Raw genomic sequence first — 25,726 nt, forward strand, 5'->3', positions numbered from 1 at the left:
GCGCGGGTTTTCCTTGGCAATCGCGCGCGCTCGGCTTAGCGTTGCGGCGCGCCATGACCTACGAATTTCGCGCGATCGAAGCCCGCTGGCAGCGGTACTGGGACGAGCACCGCACCTTCGCCGCGGAGGTCGACCCCGAGCGGCCCAAGTACTACGTCCTCGACATGTTCCCGTACCCCTCGGGCGACGGCCTCCACGTCGGCCACCCCGAGGGCTACACCGCGACCGACATCGTCGCCCGCTACAAGCGAATGCGCGGCTACAACGTGCTCCACCCGATGGGCTGGGACGCGTTCGGGCTGCCGGCCGAGCGCTACGCGATGAAGAAGGGCGTTCACCCGGCCAAGCGCACGGCCGAGTGCATCGTCAACTTCAAGCGCCAGCTCAAGACGCTCGGCTTCTCGTACGACTGGGACCGCGAGATCGACACCACCGATCCGCGCTACTTCAAGTGGACGCAGTGGATCTTCCTGCAGATCTACGACTCCTACTACGACGCCGAGGCGGGCCGGGCGCGGCCGATCGCCGAGCTGCCGATCCCGCCCGAGATCACGGCCGCCGGGGAGGCGGCGGTCCGCGCCTACCGCGACGCGCGCCGCCTGGCCTACCTGCACGACGCGCCGGTCAACTGGTGCCCGGAGCTGCGGATCGTGCTGGCTAACGAAGAGGTCGCCGAGCACGTCGAGCAGGGCTACACGGTGGTCCGCCGGGCGATGCGCCAGTGGATGATGCGCATCACCGCCTACGCCGAGCGCCTCTTGGCCGACCTCGAGGGCCTCGACTGGCCGACCAGCGTGCTCGAGATGCAGCGCAACTGGATCGGCCGCTCCGAGGGCGCCGAGGTCGACTTCCAGCTGGCCGAAGGGGCAGGTTTCGAGGGCAAGCTGACGGTCTTCACCACCCGCCCGGACACCCTGTTCGGCGCGACCTACATGGTGCTGGCGCCCGAGCACCCGCTGGTCGCGGCGATCTCCGCGCCCGAGCGGCGCGACGCCGTCGACGCCTACGTCGCCCGCGCGGCGACCCGCAGCGAGCGCGACCGCCAGGCCGAGGCCGCCGAGGGCAACAAGACCGGCGAGTTCACCGGCGCCTTCGCCATCAACCCGGTCAACGGCCAGCGGATCCCGATCTGGATCAGCGACTACGTGCTGATGGGCTACGGAACCGGCGCGATCATGGCGGTGCCCGGCCACGACGAGCGCGACCACGCGTTCGCCACCGCGTTCGGCCTGCCGATCGTCGAGGTCGTGTCCGGCGGCGACAAGCCGATCACCGAGGCGCCGCACGTCGGCGACGGCGTGGCCGTCAACTCCGGCCTGCTCGACGGCCTGCCGACGCCCGAGGCCAAGCGCAGGATAATCGCCTGGCTCGAAGAACATGGCCTCGGGACCAGGCGAGTGACCTACAAGCTGCGCGACTGGCTGTTCTCGCGCCAGCGCTACTGGGGCGAGCCGTTCCCGCTGGTCCACGGCGAGGACGGGACCGTGTTCCCGGTGACCGACGCCGAGCTGCCGGTGACGCTGCCGACGATCGACGACTACCAGCCGAGCGAGTCGGGCGAGCCGCCGCTGGCCAAGGCCGAGGCGTGGCGCCGCTACGAGGGCCCGGCCGGCCGCGGCCTGCGCGAGGTCAACACGATGCCGCAGTGGGCCGGGAGCTGCTGGTACTACCTGCGCTTCATGGACCCGAACAACGACGCCGCGCCGTTCAGCAAGCGCGCCGCCGACTACTGGCTGCCGGTCGACCTGTACATCGGCGGGGCCGAGCACGCGGTGCTCCACCTGCTGTACTCGCGCTTCTGGCACAAGGTCCTGTTCGACCTCGGCCACGTGAGCACGCGCGAGCCGTTCCAGAAGCTGGTCAACCAGGGCATGGTGCTCGGCGCGACCTACCACCCGCTCGAGGCCCGCAAGGACGAGCACGGCAAGCCGCTGCTGTTCCTGCCCGAATTCGTCGAGCAGGTCCCCGGCAGCGACCAGTGGCGCGTCAAGGCCACCGGCGAGCCGGTGCGCGTGCAGTGGGACAAGATGAGCAAGTCGCGCGGCAACGTCGTCAACCCCGACGACGTGGTCCGCCAGTACGGCGCCGACACCATGCGCCTGTACGAGATGTTCATGGGCCCGCTCGAGCACAGCGCCCCGTGGCAGACCGACGGCGTGGCCGGCTGCTTCCGCTTCCTCCAGCGCGTGCATCGCCTGGCCTTCGAGTCAGGTGAGATGGCGGCCGGCGAGGGCACCGACCGCCAGCGGCGGCTGCTGCACAAGACGATCGCCGCGGTCACCGAGCGCATCGACCGGCTGGCCTTCAACACCGCGATCTCGGCGATGATGGTCTACGTGCGCGACATCGCCCAGCCCGACGAGCCGCTGCCGCGCGACTCGCTCGAGCAGTTCGTGCTGCTGCTGTCGCCGTTCGCGCCCCACCTGGCCGAGGAGATCTGGCGCTCGCTGGGGCACGTGCGCTCGCTGGCGTACGAGCCGTGGCCGGCCGCCGACGACGCCTGGCTGACCGAGGACACGTTCCCGCTGGTGGTCCAGATCGGGGGCAAGCGGCGGGCCGAGCTGCAGGTGGCCGTCGGCATCAGCGAAGCCGAGGTCGTGAAGCTGGTGATGAGCTCATCCGAGCTGGCCCGCTACCTCGAAGGCAAGACCCCGCGGCGGGTCGTCTACGTCCCGGGCAAGCTGGTCAACGTGGTGCTCTGAGCCCGGTGAACCTTCCTTCATTGGACAGCAAGGGGCCTGTGCCCGCACAAACCCGCCATGCACGTCACGCTTCTCAGCGGGCTCGTCGCCCTCGCGTCTCCCGGGCCGTGGGAGCCGACGCCGGCCCCGGATATCCCGCCCCCGGCGAGCGGCGCCGACGCTGAGGCGTCCGCCGCGGCCACGCCCCCGGCGACCGAGACGAGCAGCCCCGCGCGCGCCACGGCGCCGGCTGCGGCCACGCCGACCGCGACGACGCCGGCGCCCGCTCCCGTGAAGCCGGCCACGCCCACGCCCGCGGACAAGGCCGTCGCGCCGGCTCCCGCCGCGGCCAAGCCGTCGAAGTGGGCCCCGCGGTGGGAGGCCGCGCGCCTGGCCGAGGACCCGATCTCGGCGGATGGCCGCACCAAGTGGCGCCCCGGCGTCGGCGTCGAGGTCGCCAGCGCCAGCGGCCGCTTCTCGCTCGCCTTCAACGCCTTCATGCAGCTGCAAGCGACGGCGCTGCACGTGCCCGGCCAGCCCGGCACCGACCAGAACCCCGGCGCGGCCGAGCACACCGACTTCGCGCTGGTGTTCCGGCGCGCGCGCGTGTGGCTGAGCGGCAACGTGTTCACCAAGAACATCAAGTACCGCATCGCCCTGACGTTCTCGCCGGTCGAGCTCGGGTTCAAGGACGGCGTCCCGCGCCGCTCGCCGATCCTCGACTGGTTCTTCACCTTCGACCGCTTCCGCGACTTCACCCTCGTCGTCGGTCAGTACAAGGTGCCCTACAACCACCAGCGCATGAACAAGATCACGAGCCTGCAGTTCGTCGATCGCTCGCTGGCCAACAACGAGTTCACGTTCGACCGCGACATCGGCCTCGACCTGCGCTCGAAGGACATCGCCGGGCTCGGCAAGCTGCGCTACTACCTCGGCGTCTACCTCGGCGACGGCATCGCCAAGTACGGCCCGAGCAACTTCGGCCTGATGTACCTCGGGCGCTTCGAGGTGCTGCCGTTCGGCCAGTACGACGACCTCGAGGAGTCCGACCTCGACCGCAGCATGAAGCCGCGCATGCTGATCGGCGCCGCCTACGGCTTCATCGACCGCGACCCGCACGACACCCACGGCTTCGCCGGCGCCGTCCCGGCCGACGGCGGCTCCACCAGCACGCACAACGCGACCGCCGATCTCAGTTTCCGGATCGCCGGCTTCTCGCTCGACGGCGCGTTCTTCTGGCGGAACGGCTGGCGGATCCCCGGCAACGCCGTCGATCTCATGGGCCAGCCGATCACGCCGGTCGCCGCGCGCAACGGCATCGGCTACTTCGCGCAGGCCGGCTACCTGATCCCGTACACGCCGCTCGAGCTGGGCGTCCGTTACGGCGGCTCGCGCGGGATCGCGGGGCGCTACGGGACGAGCCTGCCCGATCAGACCGAGGTCGGCGGCGTGGTGAACGTGTTCTTCGCCCGCCACTTCCTCAAGCTGCAGCTCGACTATCTGCGCCTTTACAGCTCGGCGATCACCGGGCCCACGGACCAGGTGCGCCTTCAGCTTCAGGCCACGTTCTGAGCACGAGCATGCACGCGGACGAACGCGCGCTCGGGGCGTGGCTCGTGTGGCCGGCGGGCGCGCCGCCCGTGTTGTCGCGGACGCGACGTCGCGTGTGACAATCGTGAGTTCCCTCGCCCATCTTCGCGGGCGTGGGGACGGAATGCCTCACGCGAAGTCGCCACGAATTTCCGTGGCGCTGCGCTGCGTGCATGTGCGATGGTGGCACGAAGGACTGCTCGCGCGGCACGGCCCGCCAGGGAGCTCAAATGACCATTCAGCGTTCACACTTACAGCGCCTCACCGTCCTCTCCGCGCTCGGGCTCGCGCTCTCCGGTTGCGGCGACGACAGCAAGGGTGACACCGACAACGTCACGACCAATCAGATGACCGGGATCGCCGGCGGCCTCACGTTGACCGAGGGGCCCGACTCCGAGGGGATGACCTCGGTGACGCCGCCGACGACGACGGGCATCAAGCTCGACCTGCCGCCGGACGACTCGTCGGCGGGCGGCTGCGGGACCGACCAGGCGTGCAACCTGCTCGACGTGCTGTTCGTGATCGACAACTCGGGGACGATGGGCGAGGAGCAGAAGAACCTCGCGGCCAACTTCCCGTACCTGATCGACAAGCTGCGCAACGTCACCGACGAGAACAACATGCCGGTGAACGCGAACATCAACATCATGGTGACCACGACCGACTTCGGTCACCCGCTGTGTTCGCCGTTCGAGAAGCCCGACTACGACCCGGCCAAGGGCGCGCCGATCAACACCGCCTGCGTCGACCGCCTCGGCCGCTTCACCGGCCTCGGCGCCAACCCGGTGATGGTCCCCGAGGCTTGCACCGACACCTGCAAGGGCTCGGTGGTCCCGCAGGACCCGTTCATCAACTTCCAGCTCGACCAGAACAACATCCTCAACGCCGACCCGAACGCCGGCGACCCGGTCGCGCAGGCGCTGTCGTGCATCGGCCCGCAGGGCATCGACGGCTGCGGCATGGAGGCGCCGCTCGAGACGATGCTGCAGGCGCTCGACCCGAACAAGCCGTGGAACCAGGGCGCCAAGCCGTTCCTCCGCGACGGCGCGGTGCTGGCGATCGTCATCATGACCGACGAGGTCGAGTGCTCGGTCAAGGACTACAAGTACTTCGACCCGCAGCTCGCCAGCGACCCGATGTACAACCAGTACTGGGAGGACGTCCCGAACATGCCGGGCGTCAAGGACGAGCCGACCAGCGCGGTGTGCTTCAACGCCGGCGTGTCGTGCGTCGACGCCAACGCCGACGGCATCTACGAGAGCTGCATGTCGGAGGAGAAGGGCGTGCTGCAGCCGCTGACGCGCTACATCGGCTACCTCAAGACCAACCTGGTCGAGCAGCAGAAGAAGGACGTCATCATGCTCGGCATCCTCGGCGTGCCGAAGGTGAGCGCGCACAACCCGGATCCGCCGTTCCAGCCGACCGCCGGCGGCGTGTTCGACCTCGTCTACCGCGTGTGGAACCAGGGCGACATCCTGCCGGGCGACACCGACACCCCGGCGCAGAAGGAGTACGACTTCGGCATCGGGCCCGGCTGCACCGACCAGGCCACCGGTCAGGCGATCCCCAACACCCGCGTCATCGACGTGTGCCAGTCGCTCGACCAGCCCGAGGAGAACAAGATCCGCTGCTGCATCGAGTCGATCTGCGACGACGACTTCTCCGACGCGATCAACTGCCTCGCCGGCATCCTCCGCGAGACCCTCGAAGTGCCGGGCTGAGCCCGCGCGACCGCCCCGCGTGGGCGTGACCGGAGCCCCGCTCGCGGCGACGCGGCGGGGCTTCGTCGCGACCGGCGCTCACGACCGCGGCCGCGGCTCGCGGCGGAGGGCTGCCCGCGGCGAGGCTCAGGGGCGCGTCGCCGTCTGCTGCCGACTGCGGGGCGGTCGCGGGCGGGGAGGGCAGGGTGCCCGATCGGACATGCCCCGAGCTACATCGTCTTGATGACCTGGCGCGAAGGACATGCTCCGCGGGCCAGGCCGGCGAGCGCCGGCTCAGGCGATCACGGCGGTGGGGTCGAGCTTGCGCAGGTAGCCGGCCCCGTGGCGGGTGATCTTGACGCGGCGCTTGACGCCGCTGCCTTCGATGTGGATGTAGCCGCGGGTCCGGAGGTTGCGGAGGATCAGGCGCACCTGGTCGGAGGCGAGGCCGGTGGCCTGCACGAGCTCGGGCTCGCGGCGGCCGGTCTTCTGGCGCACGAGGGCGCGGAGCAGGCGGAGATCGCCGTCGGGCACGTCGGCGCGGCGGCGGATGACGGCCGAGCCGGCGTCGAGGTCGAGCAGCGGGTTGCCGTCCTCGTCGTACTGCGGCTCGCTGGCCTTGGCGGCGGCGGCAGCGGCGGCAGCAGCGGCGGCGCCGAGCGGGTCGACCGAGCGCGGGCGGTCCTTGACCAGGTCGATGAGCTCCTGGACGGTGAAGTGGTCGAGCACCGGGGCGAGGGCCTGGTTCTGCCGCGTCACCTCGACCAGCTCGCCCAGCGTCACGGTGCTCGGCAGCTGCTTGATGACGTCGACGAACACCTCGCGCAGGGACTCGGCCCACGCGTCACGGACCGGCTCGTGCCGTTCTTCCACAAGGCCCGAAGGGCCGGGGGGCAGGTTGTTCACAGATGAACCTCGGGGCGGTATACGGAGCCCATACGGGCCATGCCGACGCCAAGGAATCACTACGAGCGAGCGACTCGCCGCGGCGACGGTGTCGCCGGACCAGACACTCCAAGCGTCAGCCTTATAGGAACTCTTGCATGACGGGATCGCCGTTGTCAAGGCCGGGCCTTGCGGAAACTCCGCTTTAGCCAGCCGAACGCGCGATTGACAGCGGAGTGGTCCTGCGCCAAGCAAGGCCCCGTGGCCCAAGGACCCGCGGAGCATCCACGTGAGACGGTCCCCGAGCTCTGCACGTACCGGCTCGAGATCGCCGTGCGGCCGGACCTGAGCGACGCGCTGGCGACGGCGACCAGTGCGCAGCTCGCGGGCCTCGGCCCCGGCGGCCTGCGGACGCGCAAGGTCTATCTCCTCGATCTCGACATCGGCCCGGCCGAGGCCGAACGCGTGCTCGCGGCGCTCACCGATCCGGTCGCCGAGGTCGGTGCCGTCGGCGCCTTGCCCGACGACTTCGGCGCGCCCGCGGGCGCCGCCGGCGACCCGTGGCTGCTGACGATCGGCTTCCGGCCCGGCGTCACCGACAGCGTCGGGACCAGCGTCAAGCGGGCCGCCGAGGACTGCCTCGGCCGGCCGCTGCGCGGACAGGTCTACACGGCCACGACGTACGCGATTTGGGGCCTGGAGGCCGCCGAGGCCGAGCGGGCGGCGCGAGAGCTGCACAACCCGCTCATCGAGCGGGCCACGCTCGAGCGCTCGCCGCGGCCGCAGGCGTTCACGGTCCCGCGGGCCGGCGGGGTCCACGACGCAGTGGTCGCCACCGTGGCGCTGCGCGCGGCCGACGACGCGACGCTGATGCGGATCAGCACACAGGGCCTGCTCGCCCTGACGCTCACGGAGATGCGGGCCATCCAGCGCCACTTCACGGCGATAGGCCGCGATCCCACCGACGCCGAGCTCGAGTGCCTGGCGCAGACGTGGAGCGAGCACTGCAAGCACAAGATCTTCGCCGCGCCGATCGAGTACACCGACCCGGCCGGGCGCACGCGGACGATCGATCGCGGCCTGTTCCGCACGTACATCCGCGGCGCCACCGAGGCGGTCGCGGCCGCCCGGGCGGCGGCCGACGGCGAGGCCCCGTTCCTCGTCTCGGTGTTCCACGACAACGCCGGCGTGGTCCGCTTCAGCGACGCCGATCACCTGGTCTACAAGGTCGAGACGCACAACTCGCCGTCGGCGCTCGACCCCTACGGCGGGGCGATGACCGGCATCGTCGGCGTCAATCGTGACAGCCTCGGCACCGGCCTCGGCGCCGACCTCCTCACCAACGTCTGGGGCTATTGCTTCGGCGAGCCGGACTTCGCCGGCCAGCTCCCGCCCGGGCTCATGCATCCGCGGAAGATCCGCGACGGCGTGCACCGCGGCGTGATCGACGGCGGCAATCAGTCCGGCATCCCCTACAGCCGCGGCTGGGAGCTGTTCGACGCCCGCTACGCCGGCAAGCCGCTGGTCTACTGCGGCACGGTCGCGGTCATGCCGGTGACCTCGGCCGGGCGCCCCACCGCCGAGAAGGTCGTGCGCGCCGGCGACGTCGTCGTCATGCTGGGCGGCCGGATCGGCAAGGACGGCATCCACGGCGCGACCTTCTCGAGCGTCGAGCTCGACGAGTCGTCGCCGGTGCAGGCGGTCCAGATCGGCGACCCGATCACGCAGAAGATGGTCGCCGACTTCCTCGCCGAGGCGCGCGCGCTCGGGCTCTACAGCGGCCTGACCGACAACGGCGCCGGCGGCCTGTCGTCGTCGATCGGCGAGATGGCCCAGCTCACCGGCGGCGCCGACATCGACCTCGCCCGCGCCCCGCTCAAGTACCCCGGCCTGATGCCGTGGGAGGTCCTGATCTCCGAGGCCCAGGAGCGCATGACGCTGGCTGTCCCGAAAGACAGGCTCGAGGCGCTGCTCGAGCTGGCCCGCCGGCGCGAGGTCGAGGCCACCCCGCTCGGCGAGTTCACCCGCAGCGGCCGCCTGCGCGCCACCTGGGCCGGCAGGCCGGTGGTCGACCTCGAGCTCGAGTTCCTCCACGAGGGCACCCCGCGGGTGCCGCTGCGGGCGCGCTGGAGCCCGCCCGCGCGGCCGGAGAGCCCGGCGGACGCGGTGGCGGCGGTGCTCGGCGAGGAGCGCCTGGCCGCTGCGCCAGGTGCGATCGGACAGGAGCTTTTGGACATGCTCTCGCGGCCGAACATGGCCTCGAACGAGCACCTGGCCCGCCGCTACGACCACGAGGTCAAGGGCCTGTCGGTGGTCAAGCCGTGGGTCGGGGCCCGCCAGGACGTGCCGTCGACGGCGACGGTGATGCGCGCGCGTCACCTGCGGCCGGAGGGCGTGGTCCTGGCCGAGGGCGTGCACCCGCATTACGGCGACCTCGACACCGACGCGATGGCGCGCGCGTGCGTCGACGAGGCGGTGCGGCGGGCGCTGTGCGCGGGGGCGCGGATCGATCGGCTGGCGGCGCTCGACAACTTCTGCTGGCCCGACCCCGTGCAGAGCGAGAAGACGCCCGACGGCGAGCACAAGCTGGCCCAGCTGGTGCGCTGCTGCGAGGGCCTGCGGGCCGCCTGCGAGGCGTTCGGCGTGCCGCTGATCAGCGGCAAGGACTCGATGAAGAACGACGCTCACCTCGGCGGCGTGAAGATCTCGATCCCGCCGACCCTGCTGGTCTCGGTGATCGGCCAGATGCCCGATGTCCGCCGCGCCCTCGATCTCGCGCCGATCGCCGCCGGCGACCTCGTGTTCGTGCTCGGCCCGACCGGCCGCCACCTCGGCGGCAGCGAACTGGCGCGCCAGCGCGGGCTCACCCTGCCCGGCGTGCCGACCACCGACCTCGCGGCCGCGGCCGCCCGCTACGCCGCCTTCGCGGCCGCGCGCGACGCGGGCCTGGTCCGCTCGGCCCACGTCGCCGGCCGCGGCGGCCTCGCGGTGGCGCTGGCCCACATGACCCTGGCCGGCGAGCTCGGGGTCGAGGTCGAGGTCACCGACGGTCTCTTGCGACCGGTCCCGGAGGACATGCCCTTGACGCCAGCCGAGTTCCTGTTCAGCGAGAGCACCGGGCGCATCGTGTTCACCTGCAAGCCGGCGGCCGCGGCCGAGCTGACGGCGCGCCTCGGCCTGCACGGGCTGCAGGCGCTGGGGCGGATCGCCGCGCCCGGCCCGGACGGGGGCGGCTGGCTCCGCGTGCGCCGCGGCGCGCAGGCGCTGGTCGAGCTGTCGGCGGCGGCGCTGCGCGAGCGGTTCCGACCGGCGGCGCTGCACGGACCGCCGGCGCCGCTGCCGGCGCGGGCGCAGGAGGTGCGGCGATGAACCCGCTGGCGATCGAGGGCGCCGCCGAGGTGCGCGCGCTGGTCCTCACCGGCTACGGTCTCAACTGCGAGGCCGAGACCTGCGCCGCGCTGCAGACGATCGGCGCCCGCGTGACCGCGCGCCACGTCGCCGACGCGATCGCCGACCCCGACGCGCTGGCCGGCCACCCGCTGGTGGTGTTCATCGGCGGCTTCAGCTTCGGCGACCACATCGCCAGCGGCCGGGTGTTCGCCAACCGCCTGCGCTTCCGCATGGGCGAGCGCCTGCTGCGGCACGTCGACGACGGCGGGCTGGTGCTGGGGATCTGCAACGGCTTCCAGACGATCGTCAAGCTGGGCCTTCTGCCCGGCCTCGAGCCCGGGCTGCAGCAGCGCGTGTCGCTGGTGATGAACGACCGCCTCGGCTACTGGGACGCGTGGGTCCGCCTGGCGGTCGACCGCGACAGCCCGTGCGTGTTCACCCGCGACCTGCCGCCGACGATCGAGCTGCCGAGCCGCCACGGCGAGGGCAAGCTGGTCTTCGAGCAAGGTCCATTGCGACAGGTCCTCGAGGACAGGCGCCTCGTCCCCGTGCGCTACGCCGACGAGACCGGGGCCCCGACCGAGCGCTGGCCGGACAACCCCGACGGCTCGCCGGGCGGGATCGCCGGCCTGTGCGACCCCAGCGGCCGCGTGTTCGGCCTGATGCCGCACCCCGAGGCGTACCTGTACCCCGAGAACCACCCGCACTGGATCGCCCAGCGCGAGGCCGGCACGTTGCCGGAGTACGGCCTCGGCCTGCACCTGCTGGCCGGCGGCGTGCGGGCGATCGCGTCGCGCTGAGGGCGAGGCCGCGGTCGCTCCTGCGCGGTCGCTGTCGCGTCGCCACGGCGCCGAGATGGGGCCGACCCCACGGAGCCGCGGGACCGCGGGTCGATCGGCCCGCGAGGTTCGCCCGCTCGAGCGACGTCACGGAGCGATGAAGGCCGGGGCGATCCGGTCGACGCGGTTGGTCCACAGGCCGCCGCTGTAGCCCGCGGGCAAGCGGCCGAGGTCCTCGAGGGTATCGATGCCCGAGGTCCCGATCTCACCCGCGCCGTAGGGGCCGATGACGAAGACCTCGGTGCCCGCGGCGTGCATGCGCTCGATGGTGCGGTGCGGCCAGCCCCACAACAGAAACCCCAGGTTGACGGGGACGAGCAGCAGAGTGTCACGGCAGGCGTCGGGGACGTGGCCGCTCCATCCGAGCGCGAGGTAGCCCAGGGCGCAATCCTTGAGCGTGCGGCGCGACATGCCGCGCAGGCCGGGGATCCGCGCGCGCAGCCGCTCGATCGGGAGGTCGCCGCCGTACGCCATCAGCAGGGCGCGCTGCTCCGCCGGGAGCCGAAGGAGGCGGTCGGCGAGCAGGTCGCCCTCGCCCGGGTCGTTGCTCTTGATGTTGATCAAGAAGCGGCGGTCGGGGAAGGCGGCGAGCACCTCGTCGAGCGAGGGCATCAGGCCGACACCGCGGCCCCGGGAGGGGAAGGTGCGCCCACCATCGGCGGTGTAGCCGTGACCGATGTCGAGGGTCTTGAGGTAAGCGAGGGGGCGCTCGCGGGTAACACCGGTGCCGTCGGTGCGGCACTCGAGGCGCCAGTCGTGGAACACGGCGAATTGGCCGTCGGTGGTCGGATGAACGTCGAACTCGACGATGTCGGCGCCGGCTTCGAAGGCGGCGCGCATCGAGGGGAGCGTGTTCTCGAGGTAAGGATGCTCGGGCGGGTGAATGCGCTCGGCCGTGCAGGTATCACGGGTGAGTCCGTCGCTCGGATGGGTCTGCGCGAGGCCACGATGGGCGAGCAAGACCTTCGGGGCGCGGTAACTCGACCAGCACGAGGCGTTGGCGACGACGGCCAGCACGAGGGCCGCCAGGAAGGTGAGCAGGACGCGGACGAGGAGGTTGAGGAGCTTGCGCACGGCGGAGTCCTGGACGTCGCGTCGCGGATCGCCGCGAGACGGCCTGCGGCGACGAGGAGGGCGCGGGCCGGGACGCACGCCCCGGCAGGATCTATTCCGTCCAGGGATCCGGGGCAAGAGCGACCTGCCCAGATCCTCCGACCTGAGCGCGCCGCTCACAGCGGCGCGAGGTTGAGGCCGCCCGGGTACCAGTAGCTCGTGTACTGTAAATCGGCCCGTAGCCTACGCTACGGGAACGATCTGGCGGCCCTTGCCGCGCGCTGCCTGGACGTTGCCAGGGACCCGCGGGGTGGGTGGCGTCGCGTGCTCTGTGCCGAGCACCCGGGTCACGGCGGTCGCGGCACGGCCCGCGAGCTTCCGCTTGTTGGTGTGGACGTAGTAACGCAGTGTGGTCGCGAGGTCGGCGTGGCGTGCGAACGCCTGGAGCACGTAGGGGTCCTCGCCCGCCTCGGCGAGCAAGGTCAGCACCGAGTGACGGATCCGGTGCGGGCCGTACACCGGCAGGCCAGCTCGCCGCTGCATGTCTCTCGCGCGGTGCTTCGCCGTGCTGTCGGTCAGGAAGTCATCCCCGTCGCCAAGGACGAACGGGCCCGTGCGACGGATACGCTGGAGGGCCGCCGCCAGTCGAGGCGTAAGCTCGAGCGTGCCATCCTCGCCCTTCGCACTGTCCTGCAGGATGCCGCGGCACACGTTGCGGCAGATCTCCACCGTCCCCGCCGCGAAGTTGATGTCCATCCACATCAGGCCGCAGGTCTCGCCGATCCGCAGGGCCAGATCGGTGAGGAGCAGGGCGAAGACGGTCTCCCACTCGTTGCGACCCGTTGCAGCGAACTGCTCGAGCGCAGGAGCGGAGTACACCTGCTTCTTCACCTTCTTCACCTTCGGCCAAGCGATCTTGGCGACGGCCATCTGGACGAGCCCCTGCTTGACCGCCCACTGCAGGCACGCGCGCAGCCGGGCGAGGTGGACCTTGCGGGTGTTGAGCGCGAGCCCCTTGTTCTTGAGCTTGGCTACCGCCCGCTCGAGCGCCGGCCCGTCGATGTCGGTCAGGCGGGTGTCGCCCAGCCGAACCCCGGGGAGGTGTTCGAGGGTTTGCAGGTGGGTCCACGTGACGCGGTGGTCGTCCATGGACGCGGGCTTGAGATCGGAGACGTGCTCCGACACATATCGGGGCCAGATCTCGGCGAGCGTCGGAACCTTGGATTCAGACTTGGGTTCGTGGTCGAGCTTTTCCTCCTCCCTCTCGCTGGCGGACGGAGCACGGCACAGGTCCGTGACGATCTTCAGGCGCTCGTGCTGGCCCCACAGGATCGCGGCGTCCTTCGAGGTCCGGTCCGCGGGGGCTACCTTGCGGACCCGAACTTCCTTGCCGGTGATCGGGTGGGTGAGGAACATCGAGACTTGCCAGCGGTTGGGCTGGCCCCGGTAGGGCCAGGCGGTCACTTCTTTCACTTCATTCACGGGGACGGCCTTGTCTCCGGCGCCCCCCGTTTCCTGGTTCTTGAGCCATTGGACGATAGCGCTCCTGGAGTATGCAACCCGGCGTCCCAATTTAAGGAAGGGAGGGCCCTCGCCTTCTGAACGCCACTTCTCCAAGGTCCGCGGGCTCAGACCCAGAAATGCGGCCGCGTCCGTGGCCACCAGAACGTCGCGATCGCTGTGTGAGTTGTGAACACACAGATCCCTACTCATACCACCCTCCGAACGCGCAGATCCACCCGAGCCGCTGGCCCCCAACTCCGCCAGTCAGCGTTTCTCAACAATCCACGAGCACAACGTCACAGGCTGCCCATGCCGAGACCAGACCTCTTGGTTGGCACGGAGGCGGCCTATCGCCCTCATTCAGAGCGCGCGGTCGTACCGGCCGCGCAGTCGATCGCCGGACGGCACAGGCGTGACTTCGATGTCCGCGACGACGCCCTGGCCTGCCGCGGGCGCGCTGCTCTCGAGCCCGAGCAAGTCGCCGTGGCTGATGTACTGCGGCTTGCTCCACTCGACGTTGGTCAGGCCGGTCTGCGCTTCTCTCCGACTAAGCGTGGTCGGCTCCGCGATGATGACCTTGCCGGTGCCTGCGGCGATCATGTTGCTGTAGCGGACGGACACGTAGAAGCCCTGGTACCGTTGTGCCTGGAGGACATCGGAGAGGACGATGAGCCCGGCGCCGGGCTCCGCCACTTCGAGCAGTTGGCTGGTGTGATTCCAGGCGAACGCCGGCGACCACACGCCCCCCGCGGCGCTGAAGCCCTGGCCGTCGTTACGGCCGAGGCGGAGGCGCTGGACTGGTGGCTCCCATCGATCCTGCCGCACCAGCTCGGCGTGCTCCCGCTCGCTGATCTCGTTGACCGTCAGTGTCAAGAAGACCGGCAAGAGGTCGCGGGTCCGGATCAGGAGCTGATCGCCGGGCGTCATGAGCAGGTACTGGATCTGGGGGGTCAGGGGCAGGGTCTGGCGGGTGAGTCCGAGCGGCGAATTGCGGAACACCGCCACCTTATTTTGTGGGTTCCGGCTCGAGCCCGCGACGCCGACGAGCTTGGGGCCGCCCTCGGAGAAGAGGCCCCAGAAGTCGGAGGCGATCACGCCCGCCGACGTCGTGATCCGTCGGTGGTAGTAGCGGTTGTTCTTGGAGACCTCGAAGTCGTCGCGGGTGCCCGTGATGGGCGTTGCACCGTCGAAGTCCTTGTTGGTCTGGATTGTGATGGTCAGCGGGTCCATGTCTTCTCTTCCTCCCTCTGCTTCAACCTCTGATAGATGCGATACGCGAGCCAGCCGCCGACGAGCGTCGCGCCGCCGAGGCCGAATGCCGTCGTCGCTCGAGACGGGCCCGGGGCGTCCTCCGCGTCGTCGTCTGACTTCTTGCCGTAGCCCGCGAAGGGCATCCGATCGGCCGACGAGGGAACGACGGGGGCGTTGTCCTTTGCAGGCTCGATTGTCCCGACCGGGCTCTTGAGCTGCATCTGCCCGATGTTCTTGCCGACGCCAGCCTTGATGAGCTGCGCGCGCCAGTCCTCGCCGTTGAAGGTCTCGTTCTCCGGAACGTCGTCGAGCTCGACAAACTGCCGATCCGGGTGCTTGAGCAAGGTGGCCCGCATCTGTCGGAGCAGATCGAGGAGGGGCTTGTCCTTGAACGCGTCCCAGCCCTCGCGCACGTAGGCGCAGGCGAGCGAGTGCCGGAGGAAGTGCTCCTGCCGGCCGCGGACCTTCTCGAGCGTCGTCCGGATGTGCGACTCGTACAGGCTGACGAGGCAGTAGTCGCCCTCGGCCTTGGCCTGAATCCACTTCGGCCGCATGGTGCAGCCGTAGGGCTCCAGGCCGATCGAGGCGTTCATCTCCTCCCGGGGGAGTCCGGGACGCGGGATCCGCAGGAACCTCGGCACGTAGGTCGTGCTCTTGTCGAGGTCGAGCTTACACTGCCAGGTCCCGAGCGAGCAGGCGAGACCGGCGCCGTAGAGGTACTCGAGGTTGTCGCCGCTCAGCTTGTCGGGGTCAGTCGTGTTCTCGCGGAGGTACCTGATCCCGTTGGCGTAGTACACCCGCCATTGGTAGTGGAGACACTCAGTACGAGGGGAACCAGGCGTACCGACGTCGATCTTGTAGAGGTTGGGGCTGGCATCGTCCTGGGTCGCCCAGGCCCACGCGACCGCGGCGAGCCGCCCGGTGTTCGCATAGTAGGAACCGACATCGCGAACGAACCTCGGGAACAAGGGCCACATGTACGAGCGGTCGGCCTTCCACTGCTTGATAAGTGGGTCATCGAACGGCAGGCCGACCTGGATCACCGAGGTGATGCAGTCGAACCCCGGAACGAGGCCGACACCGTTGGACGCGACGAATGCCTGAGCCGGGCGGCCGAACAGGTCCTCGGACTTCTCGGTGATCCCCGGGGCGAACGCGAATCCGCCACGCCGCTCTACTCCGACCCAGGGTTGGTTGGGCGCGAAGCGCGGCGCGAAGATCCGGGTCCAGCTCCCCGTGCTCATGCGCTCGATGACGTCCTTGTTGGCGAGGTAGCTGTCCGTCGCCGTCGACGGCTCCTGCAGCGGCGGCATGAGCGCCCACGCCTGCGCCTCGCGCTGCGCCTTGGCCTGCTGGTGGAGCTTCTCCCGCTGGCTCAGGACGTCCCAGATCATCCGGCCGAGGCCGACGACGGCGGCGACGATCTTCCCGACCCAGCCCGCGGCCCCGAGCGCCTTCATGCCCATGCCGAACGCTGCGTCAGCGAGCACGTCTTCCACGTCGGCCTCGAGGAGCGAGCGGCCGACCTGGACGGACTTCATCACCAGGTCGATCTGCGGCTGAACATGCTTGAGCATGCCCGTCGTCGCGTTGAGGGCGTCGCCGACCTGGCGGACCACGTTCTTGTAGATCATGTACTGCGTGCCGAGGACGATGTCGGACGTCTGGTCCGCGAAGAGCTGCTTGGCGCTCTCGATCGCGTCGATCGGGCTCGCGCCGGCCTCGCAGATCGAGGGGTCGACAAGACACCGCACGAGGCTTTCGTAGGGCGGCATGCGCGAGACAAACTGCGCCGTCTGAAACGGGTGATGGCCGAAGAGCGCGTTGAAGCGCGGCGACTCGCTGTCGATGAGCATGACCTACCTCGTGGGCCAGACGGCGCCGGCGATGAGTGCAGCGAGGGTCCCCGCGTACAGGGCTTTTCGGCCAGGTGAGACCGCCTGCATCGCGATGTTGTGGCCGCTTGAGACGTCGCGCCATGTGGCCCCGGGATACAGCGCGGCCGTGATCGTCCACGGTTGAACCGTGACGATGAACAGGTTGTCGGGGCCCGCGACGCGCGCCAGCTCCGTCACCGCAGCGCGGACGTCGGCGACGTACTCGAGCACGCAGGAGACGAACACGACCACGCTGTCGTCCTCGAAGGGCAGCCGCTCGGTCGTCAGGTCCGCGATCAACTGCACCGGGCACGCGGGGCAGCCGTTGATGTCTACGCACAGGTCACCGCACGGGTAGGCGCGCGCCATCCGGGTATGCATGCCGGTGTCGGGATCGCCGACGACGACGAGCGGGCGGCCGAGGTCGAGCGCGCGCCGCTGGGCGCTGGCAAACGCGTCCTTGCGCGCCTCGAAGCGCTTCCACGCGGCGAGCCCCTCAAGCGCGAAGGCGAGGCCGAGACCGGCGGTCGATGCGGTGCGGCGGTTCATGTCGTCGCCTCCGAGAGCGCAGGGGACGGTGCGCTCGACGAACCGCGCAGGACGAGCGCCACGGTCACTACGCCGACCGCGGCGACCCCCAAAGCGATCGGCAGCGTGCCGAGTCCCTTGCCGAGGCCCCCGAGCAGATCGCCGCCGCCGCTGAGCAGGTCCCCCGCACCCTCGCCGACCCCCTCGCCGACTCCCTTGGCGACCTCGAAGGCCGCCGCACCAGCGGTCTTCGCGGCGTCCCCGAGCGTCGCCATGCCAGCGAGCGCGTAGGCTTGCCAGGACGCGTCGTCCTCGGCGACCGCGCGCGTCAGCACGTCCATGTCCTTCGCCCACTGCGCCTGCGGGTAGGCGCGGTCGATGAGGTTCGGGACGAGCTGCCCCTCGTCGAGCAAGACTTCGGTGGTGATGCCCCACGACCGCGGCGCGCGCTCGAAGAAGGCGGTCGCGGCCTCGGCGGTCGCGTGGGTCAAGATCTCCATCACGAAGATCCGCACGTCGCCGCGGATCGCCTTGTCGGAGGCCGCGATCGCAGCGCCTGCCTCGGCGCCGTGCTTCATCGCCTGCTCGCGGTAGGCGTTGCGGCTGGCGCTCAGCGCCTGCCAGAGCTCATGTCGAGACGCGCGGTACTTCTTGGTCTCCGGGCCGGCTTCCTTCTCGACGACGCCAGGGTCTGCGCTTCGCGGCGCGACGCCGGCGGCGCGCATGCTCGCCATGCTCGCGCGCGCCAGCTTGAGCCGGGTCTTTGACGGGAGGAGCTCCGCGATCCGTGGCGGTCCGCCGGGTACCGCCGCATCGAACGCAGGCCACGGCGTCTGCGGGACCTGATCGTGCGCGACGCCGGTGACACCGGCGAGCTCGAGCGACCGCTGGAACCGCGTGCGCGCCTCCGCGGTCGCGCCGGCGATCGCCTGGCCGAGCACGCTCTGTGCCGTGCGTGTGACCCCGGGTCGGATGCGGCGGCTCACTGGAGCGGCGGCCAGCTTGCCGACGAGCTCGGCGAGCTGCGCCGCCGTGAACGGTCCACGGTTAGCTGGCACGGCTCGTCTCCTTCCGGGCGGGGAGCGCCCGCAGGCACGGGTCGGGGTTGTTGGCCGCGGCGCGCTCCATCTCAGGCGTCCACACGTCGCGGGCGCGCAGGACGGCCCGACGCATGGCGAAGAAGACCGCGAAGCGCTCGAGGATGTAGTTGTAGGCTACCGCGCCAAGGATGCCCCGAGGATCGAGGAGCACGACGATCTCGAGGCTCCCCTGGGGGAAGTAGAGGAGCCCACCGCGACGGTAGAGCACGCCATCGGGCCGTGGACGCCCGCGCACCTCCCACACAGGGATATCCTCCACCAGCGGATCGGTGTGGCGCCGGAAGTGCCCGAGCTGCGCCGCGACGACTCGCGCGTCCTGGCTCAGGTTGCCGAGCGGTGTCCACATCGACGCCGCGGCCCGCATCGCCGCCACGGCCGGGACGTGGTTGCCGGCTGTCTGCCAGGACAGGCCCGGCGCGCTGGGAGAGAGGTTGCCGCCGTAGACCCAGGGGAATGTGCCGAGGTTCAAGCGCATCGGCCCGATCCAGCCGCAAGCGGAGTCGGTCGCGGGCAGCGGTCCGGTGCTCGCGTCGGCGAAGTAGCCCGGCCCCGTGTCGACCTCGAAGGCCCGCCGCATCACGAGCGGCTCGCCGATGCGCAGGTGCGGATAGCAGGCGCCGCCCGAGAGCGTGGTCGGATCGGCCTCGACGCTCCAGGTGTTCGCGCGCCGGCTCCCGGCGGCGACCATCTTGTAGATCGCGGCATGCCTCACCTCCGCGAGCGTCGTCCGCGACGGCGCTACCATCGGCGGTCCCTCGAAGCTGCGGGCCCGTGCCTCGAACGCGTCGAGTGCGGCCGCATGGAGACCGGCGAGTCGCACACGCGACCCCCGAGCCACCACCACAGCCGCCTCGAGCTCGCGCTCGAAGCCGACAGCCAGGGCGACGCGCTGCCACACGCGGTAGCTCCAGGCGTCGCGTTCGGCCGGCGACGCGAGGTCGAAGTCCCCGGCGATCGCCGCGGCCGCGACGGCCTCGTCGCCGTAGCACTCGATCGGATCTGTATTCAAGGCCATGACGATTCTTCCTCTCGCAGACCATCGACGTAGGTCGACCATTTCTTCTCGGCCGCGATGACCGGCAAGCCGAGCGCGCGCGCCTCGTCGCGGCGGACCGGCCACTCGTGCGGCGCGTGCTGCCCCATGAAGACGGGCAGCGCGCGGGCGACCTCATGCTCGTCCAGGTGCCTGTCGAGCAGACCCCGGACGTAGCTGTGGATCGCGGTCTCGTACTCGTGCGCGCGGGCGCGGAGCTTCGCGTGCTTGCTGTCGTTCGGGATGTGCCGCGCGCGGTGGCCCCGGACGATCGGGTCCACCGCCGAGAGTGAGGCGTTGCCGCCCATGGCGATCGTGCTCGCGCTGAGAGCGATCAGCGTGCCCCCGGAGTGCGCCATGTACGGGACGACCGCCGTACAGCGCGGGAGCCGCCGAACTGCGTCCGCGATCAAGACGCACGCGCCGATCGCTCCGCCGTAGGTATGCAGGACGAGCGTCACGGCACTCTTCGGAGCGCGCTCGATCTGCGACAGGACGTCCTCGGCGGTCCAAGGCCCGATCACCGGAGTGACGATCGAGATCACCGAGGGGTCGACGTTCCGGTCCCGAACGCGTAGAGGCGCACGGCCGGGCAACATCAGGAGGTTGCGGGCCGCTGTCCGCGAGCCCAGCATGCCGCCGAGTCCGAGGCCTGCGGTGAAGCACCCCGCGAGCCCGAGGATCACGGCGATCTGCGTGTCTCGGTCGGCCATGTCAGACCTTCGCCTTGCGCGGCGTGGGCAGCACGCCAACGAGCCGATCGAACATCGCCTGCACGCCGGGCCAGGTCGCTGCGCTGAGCTTGGCCGGGATCGTCGCCGCGTCGCTCAGGTTGACGCCGAGGGACTTCGCGTCGGCGTAGAAGCGCTCGCGCACGGCCGTGTAGGTCTCCTCGCCTCGACCACCTTTCGGCGGGTCGACGAGGAGCGAGGGGCTCGCCCAGCCGGCCTTGATGTCCCCATGGTCGTCGACTTGGTAGTGATCCAGGAGCCGCTGCAGGTAGACCATCGCGGCGAAGGTGGCGACGCGGGGCAGGAACATCATCCGCGGATCGGCGCCGAGGAGCGGCGCCTTGGCCCCCAGCTCCGCGACGCCGGTCCACAGGAAGTACGGCGCAAGGGCCCCGAACAGCCCCCCGGAGCCGAAGTCCGCCGCGGCCTCGCCGAAGCTCAGCGCCGGGTTCGTGGCCTTGCCGCGCTCGTACGCCTTGCGCGAGGCGTCGCGCTCGGCCTGCTCGTCGACCTCGTCGCCGTTGTGCGCCGTGACGACGAAGCCGGCGCTCTCGCGCTTGGCGATCACCGCAAGGATGCGCCCCGCGCCGACGATCCCGCTCGCCTCCTCCGCGAGCAACAGCAGCGGGCGCAGGTCCTTCGGCGTCGATCCCCAGTTGGTGTCGAGGTCGCCCTTGACCTCCTTCGCGGTCGGCAGCGGGAGCGCGTTGTCCCACTCGAGCGGCGCCGTGGTGGACGGCTTGCCGTCCTTCGGCGTGGTCCCGCTCTCCTTCTGCGGCGCGGAGGTCGACGCGCTCGCGGAGCGACTGTAGGCGAGGATGGCACCGCCCACGGCGAGGGTGCCGACCCCGGTGAGGATCGTGACGAGTCTCGAGCTCATGTGCGGTTCTCCAGTGCGCGCGGCGCCTGCTCGCCGCTGCGCTTGCCGAGGAAGTAGAAGACCGACCCGACGACGACCGACCCGACCACGCCGCCGAGCGCCGCTTGCTGCCACGTGACCGTGGGTGCAGGTCCGCCCTTCGGGGCGTCGGCGATCTTGGCCGACCCCGTGGACCCGGGCTTGCCCACCTGGGTCTGCGCCGTCTCCGGCGCGGCGCCGTCGCTCATGCGCGCCGTGCCGACCACCGGCACGCGCCAGCCGTCGGCCCCGATCCACCGCAGGATCGTGGCGGTGTCCCACCGCTCAAGCGCCTGCCGGAGCGGCTCCCAGGCGGGCGCGGCAAGGTCGACGATTTGTCCGCGCAGGGCTGGATCCTCCACGTCGCCGGCCTGCTCGCGGAGGAGCACGAACGCCGGCGGCGGCCCGCCGCCCACCGGAGCCGTGAGCGCGACCCAGACGGTGTCGCCCGACGCCCCGTGCTGCCATGTCTCGAAGGACACCCGCGCCGCCGGGAGCGCGTCGTCCCACGCCCGCCGGAGGAAGACCTCCGCCTGCGGCCGCATCGCGTCGTGCGCGTCGGCCCTCGTCCGTCCGAGGTCGATCAGCATGCGGACGCGTGATGGATCGATTCGCTGAGCCATGACCGAACTCCACCGTGCGAGGGAGAGGGCGCGAGGCGCTGGCGCACGGGACCGGCGCGCCCCGCGGTTCACATCGGGAGCGCCGGGGGCTGCTTCGGCGACGCACCCGTCGAGCAGCTGCACGACTCGCCGCGGCCGCAGTTGGCGCAGCAGCCGGCGAAGAACGCCATGTTGTCGTACTGCACCGACAGCGAGGCCGACAGCAGCGCGTTGACGTTCCCCCTGTGCGTGATGGTCGCCGCGAGCCGCTCGGCCGACCCGATGATGATCGGCTCGTTGCGGTAGGTCGGGAACGGGACGACGATCCGCCGGCCGTCCATCTCGAGGAAGTCGTTGCCTTCGAACGCGTTGCCGACCGGGCGGCCGAGCGTGGCGTCGCTCGTGTTGTTCGGCACCACGTAGAACTGCACGCGCAGGTCCAGGTAGTTGTTGCCGTTGTTGGCCATCGCCACGCTGAGGTTGATGTGCGTCGGCAGGTAGCCCGGCCGCGCCTCGTGGGTCAGGCGGATCGACGAGCCCGGGTTCACGGGGAACGTGTTGACGAACCCGTTGCCGAAGTCCTTGACGATCTGCGACAGCGAGATCTTGCTCTTGTCGCTGTACTCGTCGAGCGTGATCTGGCTGTACTGCACGTTGCCGACGCAGCACGACTTGTTGACGAGCCGGCTGATCTGGTCGCAGCGCGTGTTCAGCTTCTCGAGCGCGCAGATCCGCTGGCCGAGCTGCGCGAGCTCTTCGGGCTTCATCCCCATCACCATGCACAGCATGCGCATGAGCTGCTGCTGGGCCTGCACCTTGTTGACCTCTTCAAAGACGACGACGTTCTCGGCACTCATGATCGACTCCTTGCGACGCACCGCGCCGCGCTCTACCTGTGGGTTTCACCTCCCGACGCACGGTCGGGTCACGACGCAGGCCCTACGGGGCGCGCGCCTTTTTGACACGGCCCTGTCAACCAAGGCCCAGCATGCGAAAGACCTCTTCCTCGTCGCTCGCCTGCGACCGCGCGGTGGCGGGCTCTGGCGTGCTCGTCGGGGCGGCAGCATCCGGCACCTCGGAAGGCTTTGCCTCGCCGGCTCCTGCAGGCGCCGCCGCCTCCAGCTCGGGCACCACGTGGGCGCTCCACGTGAGGAGCAGCAGCTGCCCCGGCTGGAGCCCGCGGGCGCGGTCCGGCGAGAGCTCGAGCTGCAGCTCGCGCCCGGCGGCGTCACGGCCCACCACCGCCACGTGCGCCGACTGCCCGGCGAGCACCGCGCTGATCCGGTAGACGGTCGGCTCCATGACTAAACCTCCGGCGTCTCGGGCTGCTCGGGCACCTGCGGCACCAGGTAGCCGTAGACGAGCGTGCCCGCGAGGAACATCGAGCCGCCCACCGCGAACACGGCGCGCACCGGGAAGTCCTCGTTGAGCGCGAGGCCCATCCCGATCCCCGCGAGCCCGAGCACCCCGTCCACCGGGACGCCCTGCACGCGCACGTCGGCCATCTTCTGCGCCGTCACCCCGAGGGCGAGCCCGGCGACCGCCGAGCCGCAAATCTCGGCCAGGTTGATCGCGTTGCCCCGCTTGATCTCGGCGATCCGCCGCTCCGCCTCCTCGAGCGTCGACGCCGCCCGCAGCGCCTCGGCGTCGGCCTTGACCTCCGCCTGGCGCTGGAGGTCGCGCGCCTTCTTCAGCCGCCCCGCATAACTCTTCTTGAAGTTCTCCTCCATCGACTCGAGGAAGCCCTCGGACGAGTCCTCCCTCTTCTTCCCGTTTCCGTTGGCCATGCCCTGAGCCTGCGAGACGCGACGGCGAGACCGCAAGGACAATCGACATAGCATGGCTTTCAGGACATCCACGCCGGCCAGCGTGTTCAGGTGCATCTACGCCCGAACCGGCCAGCAAATCTAGTCTCGCTGGCCGGTTCACGCCATTCGCGCGACGCCATCGGTCCGATCATGGTCCGGCGCATGTGCGAGCATTGAGGCTCGCCGACGCGCCGAAAAATCATTGCAGGCATTTCATGGGATCGTCACGGATGGGTCCAAAAATGCTGCGCAATGCGCGAGGGAGCGGAAAAAACCGGTCGCAATTGTGCCGCGCGGTTACGCAATGGTCGAGAAACCCCGGGGACGAATAATTCCGGCCCGCCGACCGCCGCTTAGCTCCCTGAAGAAAACGGCTCGAGGGTTCCGGGAGACGGACAAAATAATATCGCCGATTTCCGAAATCATTTTCTGTCACGTCCTCGCGCACAGGCGTCGCCCGAGGAACTCGCGGAAACAGCGCTCGCCCGGGGCGGAACAAAGGCTGTTGCGTCGCGGTTCCTCGATCCGGTAGGTGGTGGTTCCATGGCAAAGAGCATCTCCGGTGACGATATTGAAGTTCGCCACACACTGGCGATTTATCGCAACATCCCCAGGCCGCTGCGCGCGGGTCGGCCGACCAAGGAGCCCCCTCGACAGCTCGTGTGGAGCCGGCGGAACATCGCGCCCGAGGCCCTCGCGGCGATCGAAGAGCTCATGATCGCCGACCTCGGCCCCAACTGCGTGCTCGAGCGCGACGGCGTCGTGATCCACGAGGGTCCGAAGGTGGAGGAGAAGCGCGAGAAGGTCGAGGTGGGCGGCTACTTCCCGTCCAACCCAGCCCCGCCGTCCGAGCTCGTCGAGTGCATCAGCAAGGGGACCGCGTCGCCGGAGGTGCTGGCCACGCTCACGACGGCATCCCCGAGCGAGGCCGTGCGTTTCTCGCTGGACGTGCTCTGGGAGACCTATCAACGTACGGTCCAGGCCACCGAGGACCTGATGGGCCAGAGCCAGCGCCTGCTGGACCGCTCGATGAAGCAGCAGGAGTGGTTCCTCAACCTCTTGCAGAAGAACAGCGAGCTCGAGCTCGAGATCCGGGCGCTGAACGCCGAGGAGAAGGTGAAGGAGGCCGAGCGGGCGCGGGCGCGGGCGGAGGCGAGGGACGCGCGCCCCGCCGATGATGGGCCCCGAATCTCGATGCAGGACATCATGGCGGCGCTACGGGCCTTCATGGACGCGGCGCGTCAGGCCCAGACGCCCCCGCCGCGAAATTGACGATTGGAAAGATTGGGAGGAAGGACCATGGAGAACGCAGAGCTGCGCCCGTCGCTGCCTTGGCGCCGTGTGATGCCCGGGACCTACGCGGCCGAGACCCCGACAGGTGAGACCTATCTGGTCGAAAGGACAGAAGACGGCTGGCGCGTCATCCTCCGCGGCCCGCGAGGCGGGCGCGAGGTCCTCGGCGAGCCGTCGCGGATCAAGTGGGTCGGCCAGTGCCGCGCCGAGAACCACTACCTGCAGGCGCTCAAGGCGAAGGGCGGCTCGGCTGCCGCGCCGGAAGCCGAGCCGAAGCGGAAGCCCCAGCCGAGCACATCGGCCGCCAAGGCCGCCTCGGCTCCCGGACGGAAGAAACGCAGCGAGGTGCAGGGGAGCCGCCGTCACCGCCGGGCGCCGCCGGCGCAGCCGGAGCAGGCCGAGAAGCCGCCCAAGCCGGCCAGGGCAGCCGCGCGCGTCGAGCCGCTGCCAGCACACACGCTGGCATGGCAAGTGTCCCAGCAGAATGGCCGCGAATTCCACGTCGCCGAGCACGAGGGCGGCCTCTTCAAGATCATCGAGGTCAAGGGCGCCGAGGGCTTCGCGCTGTTCTCCGAGCGGACAGGCGGCGTGGTGCAGGAGATCCGGTGCGGCTCGCTCGACGCGTGCAAGGAGCTGGCGGCCTCGATGGGGAGGAACAAGCGCAAGGCGAGGGTCGCGGCCCAGGGCAAAGGCGACAAGGCCAAGCTCGACGCCCACGAGGAATCCAGGCCCGCCGCCGAGACCAAGGCCGCCGACAAGGCCAAACCCGCCGACAAGGCCAAGCCCGTCGACAAGGCCAAGGCCAGCGAGGTGAAGCCGCCGGTGGAGAGCAACGGCGCGTGCGGGTGCGACCCACCCAAGCCGAAAGCCCGCGCGCCGATCGATGAAGCGAAGCAGGCGAAGTTGGTCGAGGGCCTGCGATCGGCGCTGCGCAAGACCAAGCCGCCCACCGTGGAGGCGTGAC

General features: G+C 70.2%; 21 protein-coding genes and 1 pseudogene. 7 read left to right on the top strand and 15 right to left on the bottom strand.

Translation table 11 applies throughout. The annotated features are described in order from the left end of the window. Positions 1-53 precede the first annotated feature (53 nt). From leuS to NAEX_RS30845, 3 genes are all read left to right on the top strand, one after another. On the top strand, positions 54-2,702 hold the full coding sequence (gene leuS / locus NAEX_RS30830; RefSeq protein WP_096331059.1) for a leucine--tRNA ligase: 2,649 nt from the start codon (positions 54-56) through the stop codon (positions 2,700-2,702). Between the two features lie 57 nt (positions 2,703-2,759). Continuing rightward, entirely contained in the window at positions 2,760-4,253 is a 1,494-nt protein-coding gene (locus NAEX_RS30840) for a porin (protein ID WP_143141379.1), read from the top strand. A 248-nt stretch (positions 4,254-4,501) separates the two neighbouring features. Beyond that, entirely contained in the window at positions 4,502-5,992 is a 1,491-nt protein-coding gene (locus NAEX_RS30845) for a hypothetical protein (RefSeq protein WP_096331062.1), read from the top strand. A gap of 273 nt (positions 5,993-6,265) precedes the next feature. Here NAEX_RS30845 and NAEX_RS30850 read toward each other — a convergent pair whose 3' ends face one another. Next, positions 6,266-6,877 carry a hypothetical protein gene (locus NAEX_RS30850; RefSeq protein WP_143141380.1) on the bottom strand — a complete coding sequence of 204 codons (612 nt, stop codon included), beginning with the start codon at positions 6,875-6,877 and terminating at the stop codon, positions 6,266-6,268. Positions 6,878-7,117: 240 nt separating this feature from the next. Between NAEX_RS30850 and NAEX_RS30855 the strand changes: the two genes are divergently transcribed. Both NAEX_RS30855 and NAEX_RS30860 read left to right on the top strand, forming a co-directional pair. Further along, on the top strand, positions 7,118-10,225 hold the full coding sequence (locus NAEX_RS30855; protein WP_100793495.1) for a phosphoribosylformylglycinamidine synthase subunit PurL: 3,108 nt from the start codon (positions 7,118-7,120) through the stop codon (positions 10,223-10,225). After that, positions 10,222-11,046, top strand: coding sequence for a phosphoribosylformylglycinamidine synthase subunit PurQ (locus NAEX_RS30860; RefSeq protein ID WP_096331065.1), 825 nt, complete (start codon positions 10,222-10,224; stop codon positions 11,044-11,046). The genes NAEX_RS30855 and NAEX_RS30860 overlap by 4 nt, the downstream gene beginning before the upstream one ends. A 126-nt stretch (positions 11,047-11,172) precedes the next feature. On the opposite strand, the gene NAEX_RS30865 is transcribed toward NAEX_RS30860, so the two are convergent. From NAEX_RS30865 to NAEX_RS30925, 14 genes and pseudogenes are all read right to left on the bottom strand, one after another. Further along, the gene (locus NAEX_RS30865) at positions 11,173-12,159 is read right to left on the bottom strand and encodes a glycerophosphodiester phosphodiesterase family protein (RefSeq protein WP_211302502.1); all 987 of its coding nucleotides are present in this window, start codon (positions 12,157-12,159) and stop codon (positions 11,173-11,175) included. 222 nt (positions 12,160-12,381) lie between these two features. Beyond that, positions 12,382-13,620 (bottom strand): site-specific integrase, encoded by a 1,239-nt coding sequence (locus NAEX_RS30870; protein WP_245913975.1) that lies wholly within the window; start codon positions 13,618-13,620, stop codon positions 12,382-12,384. 45 nt (positions 13,621-13,665) lie between these two features. Further along, positions 13,666-13,851: pseudogene (locus NAEX_RS54705) on the bottom strand (helix-turn-helix transcriptional regulator); the annotation flags it as partial. Between the two features lie 150 nt (positions 13,852-14,001). Continuing rightward, positions 14,002-14,871, bottom strand: a complete 870-nt coding sequence (locus NAEX_RS30875) for a hypothetical protein (protein ID WP_096331067.1) — start codon at positions 14,869-14,871, stop codon at positions 14,002-14,004. Next, positions 14,859-16,748: a hypothetical protein gene (locus NAEX_RS30880; RefSeq protein ID WP_096331068.1), complete on the bottom strand. Its 1,890-nt coding sequence runs from the start codon at positions 16,746-16,748 to the stop codon at positions 14,859-14,861. The genes NAEX_RS30875 and NAEX_RS30880 overlap by 13 nt, the downstream gene beginning before the upstream one ends. A gap of 3 nt (positions 16,749-16,751) precedes the next feature. Then, positions 16,752-17,318 (bottom strand): methyltransferase domain-containing protein, encoded by a 567-nt coding sequence (locus NAEX_RS30885; protein ID WP_096331069.1) that lies wholly within the window; start codon positions 17,316-17,318, stop codon positions 16,752-16,754. Continuing rightward, positions 17,315-18,355, bottom strand: a complete 1,041-nt coding sequence (locus NAEX_RS30890; RefSeq protein ID WP_143141381.1) for a hypothetical protein — start codon at positions 18,353-18,355, stop codon at positions 17,315-17,317. The genes NAEX_RS30885 and NAEX_RS30890 overlap by 4 nt, the downstream gene beginning before the upstream one ends. Further along, positions 18,345-19,412: a hypothetical protein gene (locus NAEX_RS30895; protein WP_096331071.1), complete on the bottom strand. Its 1,068-nt coding sequence runs from the start codon at positions 19,410-19,412 to the stop codon at positions 18,345-18,347. Before NAEX_RS30895 ends, NAEX_RS30890 begins: the two co-directional genes overlap by 11 nt. Next, positions 19,403-20,143 (bottom strand): SDH family Clp fold serine proteinase, encoded by a 741-nt coding sequence (locus NAEX_RS30900; protein WP_096331072.1) that lies wholly within the window; start codon positions 20,141-20,143, stop codon positions 19,403-19,405. The genes NAEX_RS30895 and NAEX_RS30900 overlap by 10 nt, the downstream gene beginning before the upstream one ends. Position 20,144: 1 nt before the next feature. Next, positions 20,145-21,041 carry a hypothetical protein gene (locus tag NAEX_RS30905; protein WP_096331073.1) on the bottom strand — a complete coding sequence of 299 codons (897 nt, stop codon included), beginning with the start codon at positions 21,039-21,041 and terminating at the stop codon, positions 20,145-20,147. Then, entirely contained in the window at positions 21,038-21,682 is a 645-nt protein-coding gene (locus NAEX_RS30910; RefSeq protein ID WP_143141383.1) for a hypothetical protein, read from the bottom strand. Before NAEX_RS30910 ends, NAEX_RS30905 begins: the two co-directional genes overlap by 4 nt. Positions 21,683-21,750: 68 nt before the next feature. Continuing rightward, complete coding sequence (locus tag NAEX_RS30915; RefSeq protein WP_096331075.1) at positions 21,751-22,518, bottom strand: hypothetical protein; 768 nt, start codon at positions 22,516-22,518, stop codon at positions 21,751-21,753. A 115-nt stretch (positions 22,519-22,633) separates the two neighbouring features. After that, positions 22,634-22,963, bottom strand: coding sequence for a hypothetical protein (locus tag NAEX_RS30920; RefSeq protein WP_096331076.1), 330 nt, complete (start codon positions 22,961-22,963; stop codon positions 22,634-22,636). A 2-nt stretch (positions 22,964-22,965) separates the two neighbouring features. Next, on the bottom strand, positions 22,966-23,448 hold the full coding sequence (locus NAEX_RS30925; protein ID WP_096331077.1) for a hypothetical protein: 483 nt from the start codon (positions 23,446-23,448) through the stop codon (positions 22,966-22,968). A gap of 564 nt (positions 23,449-24,012) precedes the next feature. Here NAEX_RS30925 and NAEX_RS30930 point away from each other — a divergent pair. Together NAEX_RS30930 and NAEX_RS50935 are read left to right on the top strand one after the other, a co-directional pair. Further along, positions 24,013-24,741, top strand: a complete 729-nt coding sequence (locus NAEX_RS30930; protein WP_143141384.1) for a hypothetical protein — start codon at positions 24,013-24,015, stop codon at positions 24,739-24,741. A gap of 27 nt (positions 24,742-24,768) precedes the next feature. Continuing rightward, positions 24,769-25,725 carry a hypothetical protein gene (locus NAEX_RS50935; protein WP_170136128.1) on the top strand — a complete coding sequence of 319 codons (957 nt, stop codon included), beginning with the start codon at positions 24,769-24,771 and terminating at the stop codon, positions 25,723-25,725. The last annotated feature ends 1 nt before the right edge of the window (position 25,726 follow it).

The organism is Nannocystis exedens (assembly GCF_002343915.1).
GTDB lineage: Bacteria > Myxococcota_A > Polyangia > Nannocystales > Nannocystaceae > Nannocystis > Nannocystis exedens.